Origin of the sequence: Marinomonas piezotolerans (assembly GCF_003362755.1) — a bacterium.
GTDB lineage: Bacteria > Pseudomonadota > Gammaproteobacteria > Pseudomonadales > Marinomonadaceae > Marinomonas > Marinomonas piezotolerans.
Genome location: NZ_QKRA01000007.1, coordinates 106792 through 131752, shown reverse-complemented (window position 1 = coordinate 131752; position 24961 = coordinate 106792). Strand labels below are relative to the sequence as shown.

Below are 24961 nucleotides of genomic sequence, written 5' to 3'. Positions count from 1 at the left end.
TATTAGCAAGCCTTGATAAAAACAACTTAATTAACTCTAGTGTCACATTCGCTTGCGAGACTTATTAGCTCAATCCCAGAAGAGCTGCTATGGTGTTTTACTCTTTTCTTCGTCAAACGACCCCCAACCTTCCGTCTAAGATCTACTCTATTCGGTTAGATCACGCAGCACCGATTCATCGTGTCGACGCGTGTTACTTATCTTTTTCTATCGACATTTCCTTAGTGATCGGCGGCCAGTGGTGGGAAGGGAGCGACTCATCTAAGCGCGGGCTGGGGACAAATCGTGTTCCACCGCTAGATTTACTGCACCCAAAACTCAGTCAGTATGTTGCGAAACTACAACCTGCCTATTTGCGGGTTGGCGGCTCAGAAGCCGACACCATTCATTACTTCTGTGGCCATGACACTCCCAATGAAAAGGAACCAGAGTTATCTGAAGCAATTTGGAATAGACTGCTCACCTTTATCGAGCAGAACCAGCTTAAGTTCATGTTCACGTTTAAATACGGCGCCTTTAGTCGTTCTCAGCATGGTCGCTGGAACGGCGCAGATAGTGCGGCACTGTTGCAATACACTCTCGATCGCGGCCACCAGATTGATGTATGTGAACTTGGCAATGAATTGAACGCTTACTGGGCATTTCATGGACTTCGAGCACAGCCCAGAACAAAGCAGCTTGTACTCGATTATCAGCGATTTATAAACCAAGTACGCCTCATTAGCCCAAAAAGTCGCATTGCAGGTCCAGGTAGTGCGTTTTGGCCCTACCTTGGTGAAACCGTCAAGCCCTTTTCAAATATTACTCCGATGTTTTTGGAGCAGTTGAGTGGCCAGCTTGATATTGTCGATTGGCATTATTACCCGTTTCAAAGCCAACGCTCACCGATCCGAACCCGAACCGCGCGCTTAAAAAAATTACTAAACCCTAAATCACTCCAAGATTTCGAAGTGTTCTCCAATAAACTTGATCAATATCGACGGATCCATCAACCTCAAGCAGAGCTGTGGACAGGGGAATCAGGCTCTGCACAATGCGGCGGCCAACCTAAATTATCAGATCGCTTTGCCTCTTGTTTTTGGTGGGCCGACCAGCTTGGGCGAGGAGCAAAGCTTGGACAAAAAGTCATGATTCGCCAATCCCTAATTGGTGGCGATTATGGATTAATTCAGAGAGAATCGCTTAAACCAAATCCAGACTTTTGGGTCAGCTGGCTTTGGAAAGAGCTAATGGGGCAGGAGGTATACTCCGTATCTTGCCAAAGCCCCAATCTGATTGTCTATTGCCACGGTGGTCACAAAGCTCATCGCCGAACACTGCTCATCATCAACATGACTAACCAGTCTCAGCGGGTCCGTTTTAGCGAATTTGGCGTCGCTAAAAGACGCTACGAAATTACGGCTACTAATTTGACTAGTAAAAAGATCCTAATCAATGGCGTGACCCCAAAGTTTCGTAGAGGAGAAGTCACACTTAAAGATTTCCCAAAGCTTGCCAAGTTAGACCTAGTCGCTCCTTATAGTATCAACTTCTGGACCTTCTCAGACAAACCAGTACTAAAGTCTCCAACCGATGCGGATATAACAATCACCAGAGATCGACAAACGGGGCCTGATCATTCTGCGACAGAAAAACGCGAGGCTAATGCCGCCGCTCCCTCACTGCCAATATGATCCAAAAACGCCTGCATCACAGGCGTTGGCTGTTTAGCACTGGGATAGACAGCACACCAACTGCGACGCAGCGGAAAACCTTTAATCTTCGGTGATACTAGCGTACCCAGCTGCAATTCTGCCAAAACATTGGCATGCGGTAAGACCGCAACACCCAAGCCCGCCAACACCGCATGCTTAAGCGCTTCATTCGACCCAAGCGCCATAGCAGGCTTTGCTTGCACTCGCTGGGTTCTACACCAATCCTCTAGTGCTGCCCGAGAGCCTGATCCTTGTTCGCGCTGCAAGTAACCTGCATCAAAGAATTCTTGCTGTGTAATTTCTGAGCCGCTTAGCAATGGATGCCCTGCAGACACAACAGGAATAAGAGGATTATCAAAAAAGGGCTGGCGACTGAGCAGACGGGTGTCTGGCACCACTCCCATGATTACAATGTCATCTCGGTTCTGAAGTAGACGCTCCGTTGCATTGGTTCGGTTAAGCACAGTCAGCCGAGCGTTGACCGTGGGATAACGCGATAAAAAACCTTTCAATAAATACGGCACAATAATCTCCGCAGAGCTGACAACACACAAACGGAGCTCTCCTCGAAGCTGACCTTCCAATTGGTACAGATTCATTTGCAGAGATTCCAAATCGCTAAACATCCCACGCACAACTCGTTCGAGCTGCTCACCTGCTGGCGTTACATAAAGCTGCTTACCTACATAATCAAACATTGGCTGACCCAGCGCCGCCTCCAACTGTTTCATCTGGGCGCTCACGGCAGGTTGAGTCAAACCTAACTGCTCGGCCGCTTTTGAATAACTTAGCTTATGAAAGACAACCTTGAACACTTGAAGTTGGCGAAAGGTCAGTCTGTTTAGCAATTGATTTAATGTATAGGCCACGCGCTCTCCTCGTTAAGCTGGTAAGCAAACGTGACAACTATAAGGTATTGCTTATGATATACCAAAAAAATATCAATTTTTTATTTGGGCGCACTTACCCTACTGTAGTGACCATGCTTCGATTCAGCTCATGGAGAGAATAATGTTAAAGAAGATTTTGATTGCCAACCGAGGAGAAATCGCGGTGCGCATCGTGCGAGCTTGCGCCGAAATGGGCATTCGCTCGGTTGCCATTCATACTGAACCCGACCGTCACGCACTTCACGTGAAGCGCGCCGACGAAGCTTACAGTATGGGAGATGACCCTTTAGCAGGCTATCTCGATGCACGCCGAATCGTAAACCTCGCAGTAGAAACCGGCTGTGACGCCATTCATCCTGGCTACGGGTTTCTATCTGAGAACTCTGAGTTCGCGCGGATCTGCGAAGAGCGCAACATTGCTTTTATCGGCCCAAAAGCTGACGTTATTCTCAAAATGGGCGATAAAACGGCGGCACGTAAAAGTATGATCGCCGCTGGAGTTCCGGTAACACCGGGCTCAGAAGACAATCTCGCAAACCTAGACGAAGCCATTGAACTTGCGAACAACATTGGCTACCCCGTCATGCTCAAGGCTACATCCGGCGGCGGGGGCCGCGGCATTCGACGCTGTGACAGCGAGAAAGAACTCAAAGAGCAATACCCACGCGTCATCTCCGAAGCCACAAAAGCTTTCGGTTCAGCGGAAGTGTTTCTAGAAAAGTGCATTCTCGACCCGAAACACATCGAAGTACAAATATTAGCGGACAGCCAAGGCTCCGCCATCCATTTGTACGAGCGCGATTGCTCAATCCAGCGCCGTAACCAAAAGCTTATCGAGATTGCCCCAAGCCCACAATTGACACCAGAACAGCGCTCTTATGTGGGTGAGTTAGCTGTAAAAGCCGCCAAAGCAGTCGGATACGAAAACGCCGGCACTGTCGAGTTTCTTGTCACGGGTAATGATATTTATTTCATGGAAATGAATACCCGAGTCCAAGTAGAACACACAATCACTGAGCAGATAACAGGCGTTGATATCGTACGTGAGCAAATTCGAATTGCATCTGGATTACCCTTAAGTTACCGCCAAGAAGACATTTCATTTCGCGGATTCGCTTTGCAGTTTCGTATTAACGCAGAAGATCCAAAAAACAACTTCTTACCAAGCTTTGGGCGCATAACCCGTTATTACGCACCAGGTGGGCCGGGCGTACGCACAGACACAGCCATTTACACGGGCTACACGATCCCGCCCTACTTCGACTCCATGTGCTTGAAACTCGTTGTCTGGGCACTTACGTGGGAAGACACACTTGATCGTGGCGCCCGAGCGTTGGCAGATATGCGCTTGCAGGGTATCAAAACCACCGCCAACTACTATCAAGAAATCTTAAAGAACGACGAGTTCCGGAGTGGTCACTTTAACACCAGTTTTGTCCCTAACCATCCCGAGTTACTCAATTATTCAGACAAACGTGCACCGAGCGAAATAGCTCTGGCCATCGCCGCCGCCATCGCCGCGCATGCGGGTGTATAGGAAAAGAACAAGGAGAACACAAATGAGTAAAGTACAGGTTACAGACGTTATTCTGCGCGATGCACACCAATCTCTGATAGCGACGCGTATGCGGACAGAAGACATGCTACCAATTTGCGATAAATTAGACCAAGTTGGTTACTGGTCCCTTGAAGTCTGGGGCGGCGCAACTTTCGATGCCTGCGTACGTTTCCTTAAAGAAGACCCTTGGGAACGTTTACGTGAACTTCGCAAAGCGTTGCCTAACACGCGCCTACAAATGCTATTACGCGGTCAAAACCTTTTGGGCTATCGCCATTACGCGGATGACGTGGTTGAGGCATTTGTCGCAAAAGCGGCGGAAAATGGAATTGATGTATTCCGTGTCTTCGACGCGTTAAACGATTTGCGTAACCTTGAAACAGCTATAAAAGCGGTTAAAAAAGCGAATAAGCACGCCCAAGCAACAATTTGCTATACCACTAGCCCTGTTCACACTCTGGACCTATTTGTCGAACAAGCTCAAGCTTTAAAAGACATGGGCGCCGACTCTATAGCCATCAAAGATATGGCTGGCTTACTGACACCTTACGCGACGTACGACCTCGTCAAAGCCATTAAAGACCATGTTGATTTACCACTGTTTATTCATAGTCACTCAACGGCAGGGCTTGCGCCACTGTGTCAACTTAAAGCGATCGAAGCCGGTGCGGAGCACATTGATACTGCCATTTCATCTTTTGCATCGGGCACCAGCCATCCGGCTACGGAATCTCAAGTAGCAGCCCTTAAAGGTACCCAATGGGATACAGGGCTCGACTTAGAATTACTGACAGAGATTGCTGACTACTTCCGCGAAGTGCGTAAGAAATACCATCAGTTTGAAAGCGAATTCACCAAAGAAGACGTATCCGTTCAAATTAACCAAGTGCCTGGTGGCATGATGTCAAACCTTGCCAATCAGCTAAAAGAACAGCAAGCCCTAGATCGTATTCGCGATGTATTTGCCGAAATCCCGCGTGTTCGTGAGGACTTAGGGTTCCCGCCACTGGTAACACCGACATCTCAAATTGTTGGCACTCAAGCGGTTATGAACGTACTTGCAGGTGAGCGCTATAAAACCATCACCAATGAGGTAAAGCGATACTTACAAGGTGGTTATGGCCATCCTCCTGCCCCTGTCAATCCTGATGTTCGCACCAAGGCAATTGGTAAAGAGGAAGTCATTGATGGACGGCCTGCGGATGCACTCGGGGCTGAAATGTCGCGTCTACGCACAGAAATCGGTGAATTAGCTAAGTCTGAAGAAGATGTATTGACGTACGCTATGTTTCAAGACATCGGGAAGCAATTTTTGGAGCAGCGTGAAGCAGGCACACTGGTACCTGAAGCCCTTGAAGCGCCGATATCCAATAGCGCTAAAGCGTCAGCCAGCACATCAACCGAATTCAAGATTGACGTGCATGGCGAAACATACCAAGTGGAAATTACAGGTGTCGGAGGTGATTCCACAGGCAAGCGCCATGTCTACCTAACACTTGATGGGGTTCCAGAAGAGGTATTATTTGAATCGCTAAATGAATATGAAGGTGACGCGAATTCGGGTAATAAACGCAGTAAAGCATCCGGCCCCGGCGACATTACCACAGGCATGCCTGGCAATATCGTCGACGTGTTGGTCAATGTCGATGACGATGTAATCGCTGGGCAATCAGTACTGATAACAGAAGCCATGAAAATGGAAACCGAAATTCAAGCCCCTATCGCGGGCAAAGTGGCTGGGGTGTATGTCTCCAAAGGGGATCGAGTGACCCCCGGTGAAACACTTGTAGAAATTGTTCCGCACTAACTTTAAGTAGTGTGTTGTTCTTTTTGGGAGGCTTCGGCCTCCCTTTTTTTTCGACTTGGCGAGGTTTTTGCTTCGATAAAATAGAGAATTGCGACTATAGTTTTTAATTGATATCTAGACAGGATTCCATCCACTGAGGGTCGCCAGTGATACCAAGGAGCACGCCATGGGCTGGCATTCAAAACGAGCGTCATCTTTCATCACCTATGCGATAGCACTTTTCTTTCTATTCGATGGCGTCGCGTTAGGCTTAAATATCTGGATAACTCAGCGCGTGCAAGAACAGACTATCGAACTCAATCTAGCTGGTCGCCAGCGCATGCTTTCACAACGAATGGTAAAAGAGTTTTTACTGATACCACCTAACAGCACCACTAGCCAACGCTTGAAAGACTTAGAGCAGACCGTTACTTTATTTGACCGCACATTAAATGCTTTTCGAATCGGTGGCAGTACCATCAATACGGATAATCGCATCGTAACCATCGATACGATCAGCCATCGGTCCTACGCTCATATCATTGAAGAGAGTTGGACGCTATGGACCCCGCTCAGGGCACAGGTATTTGACTATATTCGCCAACCCAATGGCGATACCTTCGTCTCACTTAATAGAAGCCTTCAGCGGGACAACATCCAGCTACTAGAACATATGAACCAACTGGCGCTCGCTATAGAAACCCAAGCGAGAAACGAAATTCGCCAAGTGAGACTGTTACAAACAGCGGCTCTTATCTTGGCGCTACTCAACTTCCTGATTACATGGCTACTCTATCGACGCAAGGTGCATAGCTTGGAAAAAGAACGCACCATCATAGACTCTTTATTGAATGACATGCCCTCTGCTACCGTATTTACCAACTCCCACGGCCAGCTGCTGAACGAAAACCCGCGCTTTATAGAGCTACTGGGCATCTCAATAGAAGAGGCAAAACGCCACACTATCTATGAGCTCATTGTGCCAGACTCGACGCATAAAAATCTTTGGAGGCTATCCGATATTGCGTTTAATCAAGCATTATTAAAAGTAGAACGTAGTACCGCTGTCGAGCAGGGTGAACATTTAACGATCTGGCGTATTGAGGATGTCAGCAAAGAGCATGAACATCTGAATGCACTGTCTCAGCTCGCGTTTGAAGACCCACTGCTCGGCCTAGATAATCGCGCCGCATTTGAACGAAGACTGCAGGATATCGCCCCCACTCTGAAACGCAGCACCTTAAGCACTTTAATGTTCATAGACCTAGATGGCTTCAAACAAATCAATGACCTACTGGGTCACAACAAAGGCGATGAGGTTCTCAAAGAAGTTGGTCATCGATTGCAGCAAGCATGCCGTGATCGCTGCTACATCGCCCGACATGGCGGAGACGAGTTTACCCTGTTTGCAAGCCACCTTAATAATTCCGAGGAAGCCAAAACTCTTGCAATACGACTCGTTGAGACTTTAAGCGCGGTTTACCCCACGCAAGAAGGTAACGTAGAAGTAGGGGCCAGCATTGGGGTGGTGATGATCAAAGGAAGGCCCAAGAGCTTTATAGAGCTAATACATCAAGCTGACAATGCGATGTACATTGCCAAACAAAAACCCGCCTACTCTCGTGTGCATATTGTTACGGCTGCACCAGAGCCCTATTCAGCAAGCATCCAAGCACAGAATTAGGGCGTCTAACCTCTCTTTTCCCTTTGGTCGCAGGCTCCTTCACCACTTAAAGAAATTAACACCAATATCACCATTAATTAATGTGTAATATCAATAGACCGACCAACCAATGTGTTTAGTCATAGATTCTAGCGCCGCAACCCCAGCCGTTGAGTTGCCGACACTGTTGAGCGCTGGCGACCACACGCAAACAGAAAAACGGTTTGGGACGACTGCAATGACACCACCACCAACACCACTTTTGCCTGGGACTCCGACCTTAAAAGCAAAACTACCAGCCTCATCGTACATGCCACTGGTCGCCATTAACGCATTCACTTGCCGAGTTTCTTCCTGCGTGATGACTTGTTCTCCACTAATATTGCTAAAGCCCTTGTTAGCTAAAAAGCTAAACGCTTTAGCAAGATCTACACAACTCATTCGCAATGCGCAGCTAGAGAAATAACTTCGTAAAACGTCTTCTACTTCATTCTCAAAATTGCCATAAGATTGCATTAAATACGCCATCGCGGCATTGCGGTAGCGAAACTCATATTCCGACTCCGCAACTTTATGGTCTGTTTGTAGTTCTGGGTTGCCTGAAAGCTTGCGAACAAACTCTCGCATCGCATAATGCGGCGTTGCAAATCGAGACTGGTTCATATCGCTCACTACCAATGCTCCAGCATTGATAAACGGATTACGGGGAATACCGTTCTCATATTCGAGCTGTACTAGGGAGTTAAAAGGCAATCCTGAAGGCTCTCGACCCACTCTCTGCCACATGGTATCGCCATAGTGTTTGATCGCGAGAGTCAGGCTAAACACTTTAGATATGCTCTGGATAGAAAATGGAACCTGCGAATCACCAATCTCATACAGCTCACCATCATTACTAAAAATCGCTATCCCAAATTGATTCGGATCGACGTTGGCAAGCGCAGGAATGTAATCGGCTACCTTACCTTCACCGACAAGTGGTTGCACATCATTTAGTATCTGACGCAATAAAGATTGCATGGTCTCTCCGTCACTTATCATTATTTTTGGAGCTGCAGATTGTGCCAGATTTCTAACATAACAAAAGTACTTAGCCCTCAAATGAATCATATAATCGGGCCCCGAGCCTTAATTATGCTTATCTTTGAAAACACTAATTTAGTGGGATTAACTGATGATAGGATATTTTTATGAAAATAAATGATATCATAGACAAAACATTAGCAGCTTCGTGATTCTAAAGATCCTTAAACACGTTTCAAATGCCCCCCCCAAAAGCGGCAGTCAATAAGCCGCCTCTTACCTACTTAGTCATACAACACATCTTTCATCCATTTAACACTAATCTAAGTGCTCTCTTGCACGACATCAAAATGTAAAGAAATTGTTGGATTATGAAATATAACGAACAGCACATACTTTAAGCCACTGACCAGAAAAGGGTTACACACTATTTTTAGACAACATAATATGCAAGTTATCACTAAGCTATTGCAGCCAATCTTGGCTCTGAATACTCTGGACACTTCGGATTTTTTCAGACACGAGAACATGACCGTGAAAATACCATTAAACAGAAAACAAATTCGCCCACTTTCATCTTTATTGTTTTTGACCCTGATCCAACCCGCTGCCAATGCAAACGAGCTAAACAGCCCCAGCAACCTGCAAAATTACGAAGTAAAAGTATACGAATCTGAACCAAGCTCAACACGTAAGAACTACCCCAAAAATGTCATTGTCCCTAAGCATGACCAAGTAGCACTGTCTATCAGAGACATCACCAATTACGCCTATAAGCAAAGCATTACTCAAGCCTTTACGGCGTATTATGAAGCACTTGATCAATTAGAAGAACACTACCAAGAAAGTGTGGATAACGTACTCGATCAATACGAATACAACCTTAAGCGCGCAAAATTATCTAATGACAATAAAATGGACGTCGCCACAGCCAAAAGCACGGCTAAAGAAAGGATCGCTGCCCTTAAGCAAGAGCGCGATAAAAAACGAAATGAACTACGTATGCTGTACCACATTACTTAGAATTGAGCATATGATCTAAGCGCACGTCATACTCGAATCACATAATAAAGGGTGCGGAAATCGCACCCTTTATTATTAAAGCAGCTCTAAACTCGCTCAAACACTGTCGCGATGCCCTGCCCCATTCCGATGCACATGGTCGCAAGACCAAACTCAATATCCTTTTTCTTCATCTGATGCAGTAGTGTCGTCGATATCCGTGCGCCAGAGCATCCGAGCGGGTGACCTAAAGCAATTGCGCCGCCGTTCAGATTTACTTTGTCTTCCAACTGATCTAACAACTTAAGGTCTTTGAGTACAGGTAAGGATTGAGCCGCAAACGCTTCGTTCAGCTCTATTAGGCCAATATCCTCCATCGATAAGCCCGCCCGTGCCATCGCTTTTTTCGTCGCAGGTACTGGACCATATCCCATAATGGCTGGATCACATCCCGCTAATCCCATGCTCCGTACCTTCGCCATGGGCGTTAAGCCCAACTCTTGCGCTTTCTGAGCAGACATCATAAGCAACGCTGAAGCACCATCCGATAAAGCAGATGAAGATCCTGCCGTCACGGTCCCTCCTTTCGGCATAAACACCGTCGGTAACGCACCTAAACTTTCTAAAGACGTATCTGGGCGTATCACCTCATCTATTTCAGCTAACATCTTGTTACCAGCACTATCATGCCCTTCGATCGGTACAATTTCAGTCGCAAATCGTCCTGCTAACGTCGCCTCATGGGCCTTTTGGTGAGAACGTAACGCAAACTCATCCTGCGCTTGACGCGAGATTCCATGCATTTTGCTTAACATTTCAGCGGTCACACCCATCATCATGGAAGCTTTAGCCATATGCTTTGACAGCTCAGGATTCACATCAACACCATGCATCATCGATACATGTCCCATATGTTCCACCCCGCCAACGACAAAGATATCGCCTTGACCAGTCATTATAGCTTGCGACGCGGTGTGAATCGCGGACATAGACGAGCCACACAAGCGGTTAACCGTTTGCGCTGCTGTTGTCACAGGCATTCCCGCTAATAATGCGACGGCACGCGCCATATTAAAGCCTTGCTCCAAGGTCTGGTTCACACACCCCCATATCAAGTCTTCTATGTCTTTTGGGTTTACCTCCGGGTTACGCGACAACAAGGCTTTCACAACCGCAGCAGATAGGGTTTCTGAGCGGACATTCCGGTATACACCATTCTTCGATTTCCCCATCGGAGAGCGTACTGCGTCGACAATAACGACATCATTCGGATTCAATTTCATCATTCTGCTCCTAATCTCTTTCCGTGGCGGACTAATAATTGTGGTATCGACGCTGCTGAGCGGCCATATCTCGCATCACTTGAGTTGGCTCATAAAGCTTACCTAAGTGCTTAAAACGATCCGCTAAGTCGCAAAATGCGGCTAACCCCATTTCATCCATATAGTGCAACGCCCCGCCTAAATATGGAGGAAACCCAATACCATATATCAGACCCATATCCGCCTCGGCCGCTGAGGAGACAATGTTTTCCTCTAAGCACCTTGCAGTCTCAATACATAGCGGAATCATCATCCGAGCGATGATATCCTCATCCGAAAACTCATTAGAAGCATCATGTAGTGAAGACACAATCTCTTGCGCTTCTGCTGAAGCCAGCTTTTTCGGTTTACCTTTGCGATCTAATTCATAGTGATAGAAGCCTTTTCCCGACTTCTGGCCATAACGTCCTAGATCATAAAAACGGTCAATTGCATTTTCTCCCTCATGCCCCATTCGATCTGGAAATCCTTGTGCCATCACTTGATCAGCGTGAAATGCAGTATCTATCCCAACGACATCCAGTAGATAAGCTGGCCCCATTGGCCAACCGAACTGCTCCATTGTTTTATCAACTACTTGATAATCGGCCCCATCTTTCAACAAAGCTGAAAAACCCGCGAAATAGGGGAACAATACACGGTTAACAAGAAATCCTGGGCAATCATTGACAACAATAGGGGTCTTGCCAAGTGCCTGTGCATACGCAACTGTTTTAGCAATGGTGGCATCAGAGGTTTTATCCCCCCGAATGACTTCAACCAACGGCATCCTATGAACAGGGTTAAAAAAGTGCATACCACAGAAGTTTTCAGGACGCTCCAACTTGCTCGCTAACAAGTTGATAGAAATGGTCGATGTATTGGACGCCAACACCGCTGTATTACTGATGTGTTTTTCTGTTTCAGCCAATACAGATTGTTTAATGGCTGGGTTTTCTACTACCGCCTCTACGACCATATCGACATTTTCAAACTCGCCGTAACTCAATACTGGGGTAATTTTACTCAACCCTTGCATCGCTTTCTCAGTCGTCAATTTGCCGCGTTCGACCTGTTTACCAAACAATTTACTCGCCTCACTCATACCAAGATCGAGTGCTTCAGTACGAATGTCTTTCATGACGATTGGCGTTCCCTTAGAGGCTGACTGATACGCTATCCCCCCGCCCATAATACCTGCGCCTAATACGGCCGAGTGTGCAATCTCACTTTTTTCTTTGCTATAAGAGGTAGCTGCTTTTTTAACCATTTGATCGTTTAAGAAAATGCCAACTAACGATCGAGTCACTGGCGACTTAGCCAGTTTTGCAAATCCCTTCACCTCTGTTTCTATCGCTTTTTCTGTGGACTGAAAAATCCCCTTTTCAATCGTTTTTATTGCAGCCATTGGGGCTGGATAATGCTTACCAGCTTTCGCTCCAACGACACCTCTGACCGATTCGAATACCATCATTTTCTCAATGGGAGAGAAGCTCATTGGCGCGCGTAACTCTGAACGGCGCTTCTGCCAATCGAACTTACCAGCTATCGCTTGCTGTACTAAATGACAAGCCGACTCATAAGAACAACCATCCGCAATAACGGCGTCAACTGCACCGTCTTTCATTGCCGCATCACTGCGCTTTTGAGCACCACCACAGATCCACTCACATGCATTATCAGCACCTATTAAGCGAGGTAAGCGCACCGTTCCCCCCCACCCAGGATAAATACCGAGCTGTGTCTCCGGTAGGCCTACTTTTGCCGACTGTTCCATTACCCGATAATCACATGCCAAACACACTTCAAAGCCACCGCCCAGTGCTAACCCATTAATAGCAGCGACCGTTGGGAAAGGCAGATCAGACAGAGTGAGGAAAATATCATGAGTAGCGTGCAGTTTTTGGATCAAGTCCGCATCGTCTAATTGAAACCATTTAATGAACTCTGTTATGTCTGCACCCACAACAAATGAATCTTTAGCGCTTGTTATCACTAAACCTTTAATCTCTTTTGCAGTATTTAAGGCCTGCATAGCCTGTGAAAACTCCTCAAGAACAGATGTACCAAATTTATTAACAGAACTATCTTGAAGATCTAGCGTAAGTGTCGCTATCCCATCATCACTTGATGTCACTCGAAGTGCATTCCCTTCGAAGATCATAGTCGCCTCCACCTTTTATATTGCGGCCTTACGGCTCAAAGCGCCATTGCGCACCTAACGAACTTTACGTTATTTAAGCTTAGAGAGATGGTCAATTTCCTCAATAACAAAAAAGCCTCTGTTTTATGACATTTTGTACCATTGACCTTACTTTGAACGAAAAAAAACCCAGTCAAATCGTATTTGACTGGGTTAGTTTTTATAGGTCGGCGAAACCAGCAGTACGGCTAAAACCCCTCCGCACTGATTAAATTATAATCAATAACGGTAAAAAAGCGAGTTTTTAGCGAGCAAGACGCCTACTAAAAGATACTCATCATTCAAGACTATCCCGATGAAGACCCTTTGATAAAATCTGCAAACTGCTGAACGGCTTCAGGTGATCTTAGACGATCTTTAAATATACGTCCTTCACGCATGAGCGCCATTTGTACATCATCAATAGCTTGGCATTTAAGTAATTCTTTTGACAACATCACGGCTTCGGTGGGCAAACTAGCAATACGACGCGCATAACCAAATGCGCGCTCTTTCGACTCCCCTATCTCACATACATGATTTACAATACCGGCATCATGGGCTTCCTGAGCCTTGATCGGCTCCCCAAACATCAGTATCTCGAAAGCACGCTGATGACCCACAAGCTTAGGTAGCAAATAGCTGGAGGCAGCCTCTGGCACCAACCCTAATTGCACAAACGGAAAAACAAGCTGGGTATTACGAGCAGCGATCACCATATCGCAATGCAACAACAAGGTCGCCGCGACTCCAACAGACCACCCTTCCACTGCGCCAATAAGAGGTTTTTTATAGGCCGTTAATGCTTGTAGAAACGCCATTATTGACGCCATTTTTTCAGGAGCTTGGGCAATCTCTACAAACTCATGGATGTCGTTCCCTGATGAAAAGTCAGGACCATATCCGGTTATAACAGATACTTTGACTTGTGAGTTCACTTCCGCTCGACGCAGAGCTTCACTCAGAGCCTGATACATATCTATGGTAATTGCGTTTTTCTTACTAGGCCGATTCAGAATAATCGTATGTACACCACTCTCTACCGACTCATCGATATGATCTGTCATAACACTCTCCGAGGCTTGTCGCGCTCTATCACAATGGGTGGCACTAACTTGGCTCTCTTAGGGCTCGACGCAAAACCTTACCGACATTCGTTTTAGGCAGTTCATTGCGAACCTCAAAATGACGCGGAACTTTATACGCTGCGAGACTTTCACGACATAATGCTCGAATGGACTCCATATCAGGCTCCACGCCATCGCGCATTACCAAAAATGCCTTTACCGCTTCGCCTGTTTTCTCGTCTTCGATTCCTATGGCAGCCGCTTCTAGCACATCTGGACATTGAGTCAGAACATCTTCTACTTCTGTTGGATAAACATTAAAGCCTGACACGATAATCAAATCTTTCGCGCGATCCACAATCTGCAGATAACCATCTTCTCTCGCAAGTGCGACGTCACCAGTAATAAGGTAACCATCGTGGGTCATGACTTCTTCTGTTGCCTTTTCACGGTTCCAGTAGCCTCGCATGACTTGTGGTCCACGCACGCACAGCATACCGGGCTCTCCGACGTTTACATCGTTTCCATCATCATCAATTATCTTAATATCAGTATGGTCTACCGCCACACCGATCGTACCAATTTGCTCACTCCCAACAGGATTAAACGCCACGACTGGGGAGGTCTCCGTCAAACCATAACCTTCAGTCACCACACAGCCCGTCACTTCCTTCCATCTGTCTGCCGCTGCGTGGGTTAGCGGCATCCCTCCCGATGCGGTCAGTTTGAGCCCAGAAAAATCTAGAGTTTTAAAGTCGTCACGATTACACAAGCCAGCAAACAGCGTATTTAGACCGATAAAGCCTGTAAAGCGCCACTTTCGAAGCTCCTTTATAAAAGCCGGTAAATCGCGCGGATTTGGAATCAAAATCGAATGAGCACCAAACTCTAATAAGGTCAGCGCGTGAATTAAGAACGCGTAGATGTGATACAGAGGCAAGGGAGCGATGAAAATCTCTTCGCCTTCGTTCAGCAACTCTTCCAGACGCCCCTTCAATTGATGCATGTTGGCTATGAGATTCGCGTGGGTAAGCATTGCACCTTTTGCAACACCCGTTGTACCTCCAGTGTACTGCAAGACAGCAAGATCTTGATGCGCCAACACAACAGGATGAGGTGCTTTTTTTGCCCCAAGGCTTAAAACTTCGTTAAACGTTTTCGCACTCGGAAGCTGGTAGGCTGGCACCATTTTTTTAATGTATTTCACAACCGAATTAACGAGCACCCGCTTTAGCGGCGAATGAAGATCCGCTATTTCCGTTACGATTACATGACGAACCTGAGTATTCGCCAATATTTTTTCAACATTCGCGGCCATGTTTGCAAAAACAACAACCGCCTTGGCACCTGAATCATTAAACTGGTGCTGCAATTCTTTAGGTGTGTATAGAGGGTTGGTGTTGACGACGACTAAACCGGCTTGCATCGCACCAAATACTGCGATGGGGAACTGAATAACATTGGGTAGCTGCACGGCAATTCGATCACCGGGCTTGAGATCTGTGTAATGCTGAAGATAGGACGCAAAAGCGTCCGCCTTTTGTTTTAGCTCCCCATAGGTAATCGTCCGACCCAAGCTGGTAAATGCAGGTAACTGCGCAAACCGCTCACAACCATAGTCCAGTACATCCAAAACAGACTTAAATCCTTTGGGGTTTAAGTCGTTTGGCACATAACTGCCCGGCTCATAGTCGAGCATTGATGCAGTATTGTCGTTCAGCATAAAGCGTCTCCGTTATTGTCTTTATATGGAGATAATAAAAACCGATACTTAAAATTTCAGTTGAGGTGCTAGCACACCAATATTTGCCTAGGCGTCGTTAGCTAGGGAAGATCTCTGTTAACTTTGTTGCCAACATAATATCGCCATCTGCCCGGATCTTGCCCTGCATAAACGCTTGCATACCATCCAGCTCTCCCGACATCACTGCAGCAAGTGTTTCAGTATCCATACTCAATGTCACAGTGGCATCGTCATGCTCTCCTAAATTGAGCTGACATTCACCATTACTTACCATTACGTAATGATCTTCGGCATCATCAAGCTCAAACTGAAATACAGCATCCATATCTCCTGCGGCTTCTTGATCGAAGCGCTTGATCATTGCATCAAAAATAGTCTTTGCATCACTCATGATACGTCTCCCCTTTAGTATTGTTGAATTTTTATATTTTGCTAGCGTAAAAAGAATTGCTCTTCGTCCATTTCCATTAATGACGACGATCCCGCCAACAGCATTTCCACATGCCCTTTTGTACGGGGTAAAATGCGTTCGAAATAAAATTTAGCGGTTTGCAATTTGGCTTTATAAAACGCCTCTTCATCTGTCCCCTCGTCTAATTTTTGCTGCGCAACCAGTGCCATTCGAGCCCAGAAATAAGCCAGCGTGACATAGCCAGAATACATACAGTAATCTACGGATGCGGCGCCAACTTCATCGCGGTTCTTCATTGCCTTCATTCCGACCTTCAGTGTTATGTCTCCCCATTCTTTATTCAACGCCGCTAATGGTTTCATTAAATGAGCTAACCGCTTATCGGAGCTATTTTCTTTACAAAATTTATGAATAATCTTGGTAAACACTTTTAGCGTTGCGCCTTGAGACATCAGAACTTTACGACCAAGCAAATCTAGTGCTTGAATACCGGTTGTACCCTCGTAGAGCATTGAGATACGACTATCACGTACATTTTGCTCCATTCCCCAATCTGCAATGTATCCATGACCACCAAAAATCTGTAGGCCATGATTAGCCGCTTCAAAGCCTGTCTCCGTTAAGAATGCTTTGGCAATCGGTGTTAACAAAGACAATTGCGTTTCAGCATCATCCTTATCTCCTTCGGATCCCGCCTGCACGATATCCACCAACATCGAGCAGTAATGTATGAGCGCACGACCACCCTCCGCAAAGGCCTTTTGAGTCAGCAACATCTTACGAACATCAGGGTGAACGATAATCGGATCTGCTGCCTTGTCAGGAGCTTTTGGGCCCGTTAGAGACCGCATCTGCAAACGATCTTTCGCATAAATAAGAGAATTTTGATATGCCCATTCTGCATGTGCTAACCCCTGAAGAGCCGTGCCAAGTCGCGCGGTATTCATGAAGGTAAACATGCAATTGAGCCCTTTGTTAGCTGGACCAATCAGAAAGCCTTTTGCCCCGTCAAAATTCATAACGCACGTCGCGTTTCCATGAATCCCCATCTTATGTTCAATGGAGCCGCAGTGAACATGGTTACGCTCACCCACATCGCCGGAATCCGTGGTGTTGAATTTAGGCACAATAAACAAGGAAATACCTTTTGTACCCTGCGGAGCATCTGGAAGACGAGCTAAAACGATGTGCACAATGTTACTAGCCATATCATGCTCACCTGCGGAAATAAAAATCTTAGTGCCCGTAATGGCATAACTTCCATCTTCATTTGGCAGAGCTTTCGTCTTAAGCATGCCTAAATCTGTTCCACAATGTGGCTCAGTCAAACACATGGTTCCCGTCCATTCGCCAGACACAAGCTTAGTTAGATAGGTCTGCTTTTGTTCGTCTGTGCCATGTAGATCCAATGTATTCATTGCGCCATGGCTTAACCCAGGATACATGCTCCAAGCCCAGTTCGACGTGGCAACCATTTCTGTGACCATCATACCCAGCGATTCAGGTAACCCTTGCCCCCCAAGTTCAATATCATGTGATAGCGAAGGCCAGCCACCGTCTACATACTGTTGATAAGCCTCTTTAAAACCTTCTGGCGTGGCAACCTCTCCATCTTTAAACTGACAGCCTTGCTGATCACCAACTTGGTTTAAAGGCGATAATACACGCTCAGCAAACTTCGCGCCTTCTTCCATTATCGCAGCAATCATGTCTGGTGTAGCTTCCTCGGCACCGGGTAGCTTGGCATAGTGATCATGGAAACCCAGAACTTCATCAGTAACGAATCTCAAATCTCGTAAAGGCGCTTTGTAGTCCGGCATAGCTTGTTACCTCTGTGTAAATTTTATGCGTCAACTATGTTGAATCAAGATGCTTTAAGCTTTGTCTAAAGTAGGTTTCCCCTCAATAACATATCAAAGCAACTTAAATGACAAAACGCGCCATCAAAGCGCGTTTTTTCACTCATAACACACAAAAATTTTATAGTTTAATCAGAGGTAATCAGTGTCTTCTCAACTAAATCGATAACTTTAGTCCTATCCGAATTTTCAGAAAAAAGACATTCAAATCTTGATGTTAGCGATGCAATGGACGGTGAAATAGTGATATCTGTAACCGTCAAATTAACACTCATCATCTTTCCATCAACCGCCAATACACCTTTAAACCGCCAAAAACTTTGGAGTGAACGAAGCGAAGTCACCAACTGATTAAATCGCTCATCATTAGTGGCAATAACGGTCTGACCAAGCCAACCAACACTGATCAGATTACTCTCTTGCTTTTCATAACGCATAACGTCTGTACGAGTTCTCGTGACGATAACTTCGGCGTGGTCGTGGTCGTGGTCGTGGTCGTGGTCGTGGTCGTGGTCGTGGTCGTGGTCGTGGTCGTGGTCGTGGTCGTGGTCGTGGTCGTGGTCGTGGTCGTGGTCGTGGTCGTGGTCGTGGTCGTGGTCGTGGTCGTGGTCGTGGTCGTGGTCGTGGGAACTGTTTTGTGTATCGCCCCCCATATTCAACCATTCCAGATTAAACTCGCCTTCAAAACTGAACGCCACCACGGCTTTCCCGGGCTGAAGCTGCTTCGCGAAGTCAAGGAACCGCTGCTCATCCTGTTCATCATATACATCAGCTTTGCTCGCTATGAGGATATCAGCATGATCTATTTGATCAAAAAAAGCAGGATGCCCAAGATAACGCGGGTCGGACAAATTTCTTACATCCACTAAACAAACTGACGCACAGACATCTAAAACGCCTTTATAATATGGCCCCTTTAGTTGCTCTACGATTTGCTGAGGGTGGCCAATACCAGTTGGCTCGATAATAATACGGCTCGGATTGACCTGTTTAATCAGTTCATTCAGCCCTACTCCAAATGCCGCAGACGATACACAACAGAGACATCCACCAGGAACTTGCTTGATGGTGGCATTGCTACCCTCTAAAAACGTACCGTCTATCCCAACCTCGCCAAACTCATTAACTAACACTGCCCAAGATTCATCACTAGGTACATGTTCTAGTAATTTTTTGATCAAGGTCGTTTTCCCTGAGCCTAAAAAACCAGTGATCACATTCACTTTAATTTTTTGATATAACATCGAGTCTATAGCTCCAGCAGTTTGCGCAACTCGTCCGTTGATTCCGGCCTCACGATACGCCCTATTTCCTCACCTGAACGAATCAGTATCAACGTTGGCCATAATTTCACCTCAAAGTACCGCCCAAGCGACTTTCCTTTACCATCAAATACCTTTAGATGTGCGACATCTGAAAACTCATCCATTACCGTCTCAATCTTCGGGAGCGCTTGCTTACAATACCCACACCACGGTGCTCCAAACTCAATTAAAAGCTCGTCTTCCGCCTGCAAGACAGTGTCTACATCAAAATCCGAATCATCGTAAGTAGAGTTATATCCAACAACAATTGCCATCGTACGCTCCTTAGTACTTAACCATAGTCATTTGATTTGTTGAGTGTAATCATTTCTCTGGAATCTAAAAACAAAAATGCCACGACAAGCGTGGCATTTTATTCAGATCATTTAAATCAAATTAAGACTTAAATGTACCGTGAGGATCAATAACAAACTTCTTAGCTGCGCCGCCGTCAAAGTCAGCGTAACCTTGAGGAGCTTCGTCTAGCGAGATCATTTGTACGTTAACCGCATCAGCAATCTTAACCTTGTCGAACAAGATAGCTTGCATTAGGCCTCGATGATATTTCATCACAGGACACTGCCCAGTGTGGAACGAGTGCGATTTTGCCCAACCAAGACCAAAGCGCATGCTCAAAGCGCCTACTTTAGCTGCTTCATCTTCAGCACCTGGATCATCCGTCACATAAAGACCAGGAATACCGATTTGACCACCAGCGCGCGTTACTTGCATCGCAGAGTTTAGAACTGTTGCAGGCGCTTCTTTGCCAGCATTACAACCACAGCCATGTGCCTCGAAGCCAACACAGTCAACAAAACAGTCGACTTCCGGCTCACCTAGGATTTGCTCTAACTGCTCTTCCATCGTCGCATCTTGGCGAAGATCGATGGTTTCACAACCGAAGCTACGCGCTTGCGCCAAGCGGTCTTCGATCATATCACCCACGATTACACACGCTGCACCTAGTAGCTGAGCTGATACTGCAGCCGCAAGACCCACTGGGCCAGCACCTGCGATGTATACAGTAGAACCTGGTCCGACGCCTGCTGTAACACAACCGTGGAAACCTGTAGGGAAGATATCAGACAACAATGTAAGGTCTTGGATCTTTTCTTTTGCTTGATCAGGATCAGGGAACTTCAGCAGGTTGAAATCTGCGTATGGCACCATAACGTATTCAGATTGGCCACCTACCCAGCCACCCATATCAACGTACCCATATGCAGCGCCGGGTCGTGCAGGGTTTACATTCAAACAAATGCCCGTCAACCCTTGCTTACAATTGCGGCAACGGCCACAAGCAATGTTGAACGGAACAGAAACAATATCGCCAACATCAACAAACTCTACATCACGACCTTTTTCAAGGATAATCCCTGTGATTTCGTGGCCTAACACCAAGCCTTCTTGTGCTGTTGTACGACCACGAACCATGTGTTGGTCACTGCCACAAATGTTAGTGGTAAGCACTTTCAAAATTACGCCGTGCTCGCATTTACGATCGCCCATCGCTAGTTCAGGGAAAGCAATGGATTCAACAGCTACTTTGCCTGGGCCTTTGTAGACGACTCCGCGGTTAGTCTTTTCGGACATGTGACACTCCTATAGGATATTATTTTTATCTAGCGCCACAACAATAGTCCTCTACCGCACAATCATAATGCTCAAAAACGACACCGACCATGCGCCAAAGCGTAATCATTTAAAAAAACGAATATGCGACCGTTCTATTTGAAACAGTAATGTTATAAAGTAACAAAAGTGTATTTATTTATCTGTCACCGCTAATTCGACTCCCTACAGCGGAGCTCTGACCGCGATATTTAGCGTTCTCCCGCTTGTTGTACGGGCGCTCAGCAGGGCCTGACATGGTTTCAAAATTTATCGCACCAATCGTCATGCCGGGTCTTAACGCAATGGGGAGTTTCCCCCCATTTAAAAACTCTAAAACGATTCCGCCACTCCAACCTGGGTCAATACGATGCGCTGTTACATGCACCATTAACCCCAATCGCGCAAGCGATGAACGGCCATCCAGCCAACCAACCAAATGATCTGGCAACGTCACTGACTCTTTAGTGACCCCCAATACGAGTTCGCCTGGGTGAATGAAGAACGGCTTATCTTCTTCAACAACTATCTCCTCACTCATTACCGACTCAATTGCCTTATTAAGATCTTCCTTAGGGCCACTAAGGTCCAAGTAAGGCGCAGGGTGGCCTGCGAAGACACGAAAAGAGTTGCCCAAACGTAAATCACATGACACGCCACTAATAACGCTGTTATCAGGGCGTGGCTCTATTTTAATTACACCATCATCCAACGCCTGAATAATGTCTCGATCACACAATCGCATGCCTTACCTCAATCATCACTCATGCCAATCGTTGGCATAGAAAACTGCTCTGAATTGTTCGCAAGCGTAGCATCAAGCTTACGAGCAATCGACAAGTAAGTTTCCGTGATATCAGAATCGGGTTCGCTTATTACAGTAGGAAGCCCGATATCAGCTTGCTTACGAATCGACATACTAAGAGGTAGCTTACCTAACTCTTCCACGGCGTACTCCTCTGACAAGGCCTTACCACCTTCTTCGCCAAAAATAGCTTCTGCGTGCCCACAGTTTGAACAAATGTGAGTAGACATATTCTCCACGACACCTAGAACTGGAATATTTACCTTTCTAAACATCTCAACACCACGACGAGCATCCAATAAAGCGATGTCTTGGGGCGTTGTCACAATCACAGCTCCCGACAAAGGAACTTTTTGCGACATCGTAAGCTGGATATCCCCCGTACCTGGTGGCATATCAACAAACAGGTAGTCCAATTCTTCCCAGTCAGTTTGGGTCAAAATCTGCATCAACGCACCCGTTGCCATCGGACCACGCCACGCCATCGGAGTCTCTTTTGTCGTCAAAAAGGCCATCGACATGACTTTTATGCCGTGAGCAACGGGCGGGATAAAAAACTTCTCATCACGCACTTTAGGACGTGTATCTCCACCAAAACCAAGCAAAAGCCCCTGACTTGGGCCATAAATGTCTGCATCTAAAATTCCAACTCGATGCCCTGCTTTCGCCATGGCCAGCGCAAGGTTAACAGTGGTCGTTGACTTACCAACACCGCCTTTTCCCGATGCCACTGCAATAATGTGCTTGACGCCCTCTAAACCTGACGGCACTGCGCTATTCTCTGCCATTGTATTTCTCCTACCCTGCTAAAGTGCCTTATATTTGGCATTCAATTCGAACTATTGCTGCCAATACTGGGGGCAAATTGCGGAAAAGCAAGCCTGATGCTTGCACACTATGAGCGTCCACTTATAATGTCGCGGATAATTTCTTTCTAATTGTGGTTCGGCTCGATTCTATGTGCCGCTTTAAACCACCGAACAATCCATAATTTACCCAGCAGGCTTATTTCGAATGGCACACTCGCAACGCAAGATTCTCGTCACCAGCGCCCTACCTTATGCTAACGGCTCTATTCACTTGGGTCATATGCTAGAGCACATTCAAACCGATATTTGGGTTCGTTTTCAGAAATTACGCGGTAACAATTGCACAGCCGTTTGCGCTGATGATGCGCATGGTACCGCCATCATGCTCAAAGCAGAGCAAAATGGCATCACTTCTGAGCAGCTAATTGATGGCGTTCGTCAGGAACACATGACGGATTTCAACGACTTCATGATTGGTTATGACAATTACTATTCGACCCATTCGCCCGAAAACAGAGAGCTTTCTGAATCCATCTACCGCGCATTACGCGACAATGGCAAGATTGCGGTTCGCTCCATTACGCAAGCCTACGACCCCGAAAAGCAAATGTTTTTAGCTGACCGCTTCATTAAAGGCACCTGTCCTAAATGTAAAGCAGAAGATCAGTACGGCGATAACTGCGAAGTGTGTTCAGCGACTTATACACCAATGGAGATGATTAATCCGCGCTCGGTATACAGCGGTGCAACACCTGTTGAGAAAGAATCTGACCACTATTTCTTCAAACTACCGGAGTTTCAAGAATATTTACAGCAATGGACGCGCAGTGGCACACTTCAAGAACAAGTCGCCAACAAGCTATCTGAATGGCTTGATGCAGGTTTACAAGAATGGGATATCAGCCGTGATGCCCCCTATTTCGGCTTTGAAATTCCTGACGCACCAGGTAAATACTTTTACGTTTGGCTGGACGCGCCAATTGGCTACATGGCAAGTTTCAAGAATCTTTGCGACCGTACAGAGGGCCTAACATTCGAAGAATATTGGGGCAAAGATTCAACCGCAGAGTTGTATCACTTTATCGGTAAAGACATCATTAACTTCCATGCTCTTTTTTGGCCAGCAATGCTAGATTGCGCTGGCTACCGCACTCCAACGGCGGTTAATGCACATGGCTACGTTACGGTTGATGGCGAGAAAATGTCGAAATCACGCGGCACGTTTATCAAAGCCCGTACTTACCTGAATCACCTCGACCCACAATATCTGCGTTACTATTTTGCAGCGAAGTTAAACTCTCGCGTTGATGATATCGATCTAAACCTAGGCGACTTTGTTCAGCGTGTGAATTCTGATGTCGTTGGTAAAGTTGTGAACATTGCGAGCCGTACTGCGAGCTTTATCAATAAGAAATTTGATGGTCAACTTCAATCTGAACCTGCACAACAAGCGATGATAAAAGAGTTTGTTGACGCTGGCGATGTGATTGCCGAATTGTACGAGACTCGTGAATACGGCAAAGCGATGCGCGAAATTATGCGCTTGGCAGACATCGCAAATACCTATATTGCTGACGAAGAGCCATGGGTAAAAGCGAAAAATGAAGACACGTTGCCGCAAGTGCAAGAGATCTGCTCTGTCTCTCTCAACTTATTTGCAATATTAGCGACATACCTCAAGCCGGTCATGCCCAAAATGGTTGCGGATGCTGAAGCCTTCCTGAACAAGGAACTCACTTGGGACAACCGCAACGAACTACTTTTCGGTCACAGCGTGAATAAGTTCAAAGCGCTTATGTCTCGCATTGAAGCACCACAAATAGAAGCGATGATTGCTGAGGGCAAAGAAGAGTCAGAGGCGGAAGCCGCGGCGAAAGTGACGACACAAGAGACAGAACTTAGCAGAGACCCAATTGCCGATGAGATTAGCTTTGATGATTTCGCAAAGGTTGACCTGCGTATCGCCTTGATCGCGAAAGCAGAGCATGTTGAAAAGGCAAACAAACTACTCAAGCTGACGTTAGACCTAGGTGGCGAAACCCGCACAGTGTTTTCTGGCATAAAGTCAGCGTATAAGCCTGAAGATTTGGAAGGCAAATTAACTGTGATGGTGGCCAACCTTGCGCCACGCAAAATGAAGTTCGGCCTATCGGAAGGCATGGTTCTCGCCGCTGGCCCCGGCAAAGACGAAATCTACCTGCTAGAACCACATAACGGTGCTAAGCCTGGACAGCGCGTCATGTAATCTTAA

At 46.4% G+C, this 24961-nt stretch carries 19 protein-coding genes; 6 read left to right on the top strand and 13 right to left on the bottom strand.

The annotated features are described in order from the left end of the window. Positions 1-89 precede the first annotated feature (89 nt). Positions 90-1673, top strand: a complete 1584-nt coding sequence (locus tag DN730_RS14305) for a glycosyl hydrolase family 79 N-terminal domain-containing protein (RefSeq protein WP_115468832.1) — start codon at positions 90-92, stop codon at positions 1671-1673. Here DN730_RS14305 and DN730_RS14300 read toward each other — a convergent pair. Then, a complete protein-coding gene (locus DN730_RS14300; RefSeq protein WP_115468831.1) occupies positions 1616-2563 on the bottom strand; it encodes a LysR family transcriptional regulator in 948 nt (315 codons plus the stop codon). The genes DN730_RS14305 and DN730_RS14300 overlap by 58 nt on opposite strands. 142 nt (positions 2564-2705) lie before the next feature. On the opposite strand from DN730_RS14300, the gene DN730_RS14295 reads away from it, so the two are divergent. The 3 genes from DN730_RS14295 to DN730_RS14285 all read left to right on the top strand — a co-directional run bounded on the left by DN730_RS14295 (position 2706) and on the right by DN730_RS14285 (position 7612). Next, entirely contained in the window at positions 2706-4121 is a 1416-nt protein-coding gene (locus DN730_RS14295) for an acetyl-CoA carboxylase biotin carboxylase subunit (protein ID WP_115468830.1), read from the top strand. A 22-nt stretch (positions 4122-4143) separates the two neighbouring features. Next, positions 4144-5949 carry a sodium-extruding oxaloacetate decarboxylase subunit alpha gene (gene oadA / locus DN730_RS14290; RefSeq protein WP_115468829.1) on the top strand — a complete coding sequence of 602 codons (1806 nt, stop codon included), beginning with the start codon at positions 4144-4146 and terminating at the stop codon, positions 5947-5949. 166 nt (positions 5950-6115) lie between these two features. Next, positions 6116-7612 (top strand): diguanylate cyclase domain-containing protein, encoded by a 1497-nt coding sequence (locus DN730_RS14285; protein ID WP_115468828.1) that lies wholly within the window; start codon positions 6116-6118, stop codon positions 7610-7612. Between the two features lie 90 nt (positions 7613-7702). Here DN730_RS14285 and glsB read toward each other — a convergent pair whose 3' ends face one another. Continuing rightward, a complete protein-coding gene (glsB, locus tag DN730_RS14280; RefSeq protein WP_115468827.1) occupies positions 7703-8611 on the bottom strand; it encodes a glutaminase B in 909 nt (302 codons plus the stop codon). A gap of 531 nt (positions 8612-9142) precedes the next feature. Between glsB and DN730_RS14275 the strand changes: the two genes are divergently transcribed. Further along, positions 9143-9637 (top strand): hypothetical protein, encoded by a 495-nt coding sequence (locus tag DN730_RS14275; protein WP_147290584.1) that lies wholly within the window; start codon positions 9143-9145, stop codon positions 9635-9637. Between the two features lie 86 nt (positions 9638-9723). Here DN730_RS14275 and fadA read toward each other — a convergent pair whose 3' ends face one another. From fadA to apbC, 11 genes are all read right to left on the bottom strand, one after another. Continuing rightward, on the bottom strand, positions 9724-10899 hold the full coding sequence (fadA, locus tag DN730_RS14270; RefSeq protein WP_115468825.1) for an acetyl-CoA C-acyltransferase FadA: 1176 nt from the start codon (positions 10897-10899) through the stop codon (positions 9724-9726). Positions 10900-10930: 31 nt separating this feature from the next. Then, positions 10931-13081, bottom strand: coding sequence for a fatty acid oxidation complex subunit alpha FadB (gene fadB, locus DN730_RS14265; RefSeq protein WP_115468824.1), 2151 nt, complete (start codon positions 13079-13081; stop codon positions 10931-10933). 326 nt (positions 13082-13407) lie between these two features. Further along, positions 13408-14166 (bottom strand): enoyl-CoA hydratase-related protein, encoded by a 759-nt coding sequence (locus DN730_RS14260; protein WP_115468823.1) that lies wholly within the window; start codon positions 14164-14166, stop codon positions 13408-13410. 43 nt (positions 14167-14209) lie between these two features. Continuing rightward, positions 14210-15889, bottom strand: a complete 1680-nt coding sequence (locus tag DN730_RS14255; RefSeq protein WP_115468822.1) for an AMP-binding protein — start codon at positions 15887-15889, stop codon at positions 14210-14212. A 97-nt stretch (positions 15890-15986) separates the two neighbouring features. After that, positions 15987-16301 carry an SCP2 sterol-binding domain-containing protein gene (locus DN730_RS14250; RefSeq protein ID WP_115468821.1) on the bottom strand — a complete coding sequence of 105 codons (315 nt, stop codon included), beginning with the start codon at positions 16299-16301 and terminating at the stop codon, positions 15987-15989. 41 nt (positions 16302-16342) lie between these two features. Beyond that, entirely contained in the window at positions 16343-18142 is a 1800-nt protein-coding gene (locus DN730_RS14245; protein ID WP_115468820.1) for an acyl-CoA dehydrogenase C-terminal domain-containing protein, read from the bottom strand. A gap of 167 nt (positions 18143-18309) precedes the next feature. After that, positions 18310-19425: a CobW family GTP-binding protein gene (locus DN730_RS14240; protein WP_115468819.1), complete on the bottom strand. Its 1116-nt coding sequence runs from the start codon at positions 19423-19425 to the stop codon at positions 18310-18312. Positions 19426-19430: 5 nt separating this feature from the next. Further along, on the bottom strand, positions 19431-19760 hold the full coding sequence (locus DN730_RS14235; protein WP_115468818.1) for a thioredoxin family protein: 330 nt from the start codon (positions 19758-19760) through the stop codon (positions 19431-19433). A 121-nt stretch (positions 19761-19881) separates the two neighbouring features. Beyond that, positions 19882-21078, bottom strand: a complete 1197-nt coding sequence (gene fdhA / locus DN730_RS14230; RefSeq protein ID WP_115468817.1) for a formaldehyde dehydrogenase, glutathione-independent — start codon at positions 21076-21078, stop codon at positions 19882-19884. 178 nt (positions 21079-21256) lie between these two features. After that, on the bottom strand, positions 21257-21841 hold the full coding sequence (gene dcd / locus DN730_RS14225) for a dCTP deaminase (RefSeq protein WP_115468816.1): 585 nt from the start codon (positions 21839-21841) through the stop codon (positions 21257-21259). Between the two features lie 8 nt (positions 21842-21849). Further along, positions 21850-22689, bottom strand: a complete 840-nt coding sequence (gene apbC, locus DN730_RS14220; RefSeq protein ID WP_245957977.1) for an iron-sulfur cluster carrier protein ApbC — start codon at positions 22687-22689, stop codon at positions 21850-21852. Positions 22690-22915: 226 nt separating this feature from the next. On the opposite strand from apbC, the gene metG reads away from it, so the two are divergent. Beyond that, entirely contained in the window at positions 22916-24955 is a 2040-nt protein-coding gene (metG, locus tag DN730_RS14215; RefSeq protein ID WP_115468815.1) for a methionine--tRNA ligase, read from the top strand. The last annotated feature ends 6 nt before the right edge of the window (positions 24956-24961 follow it).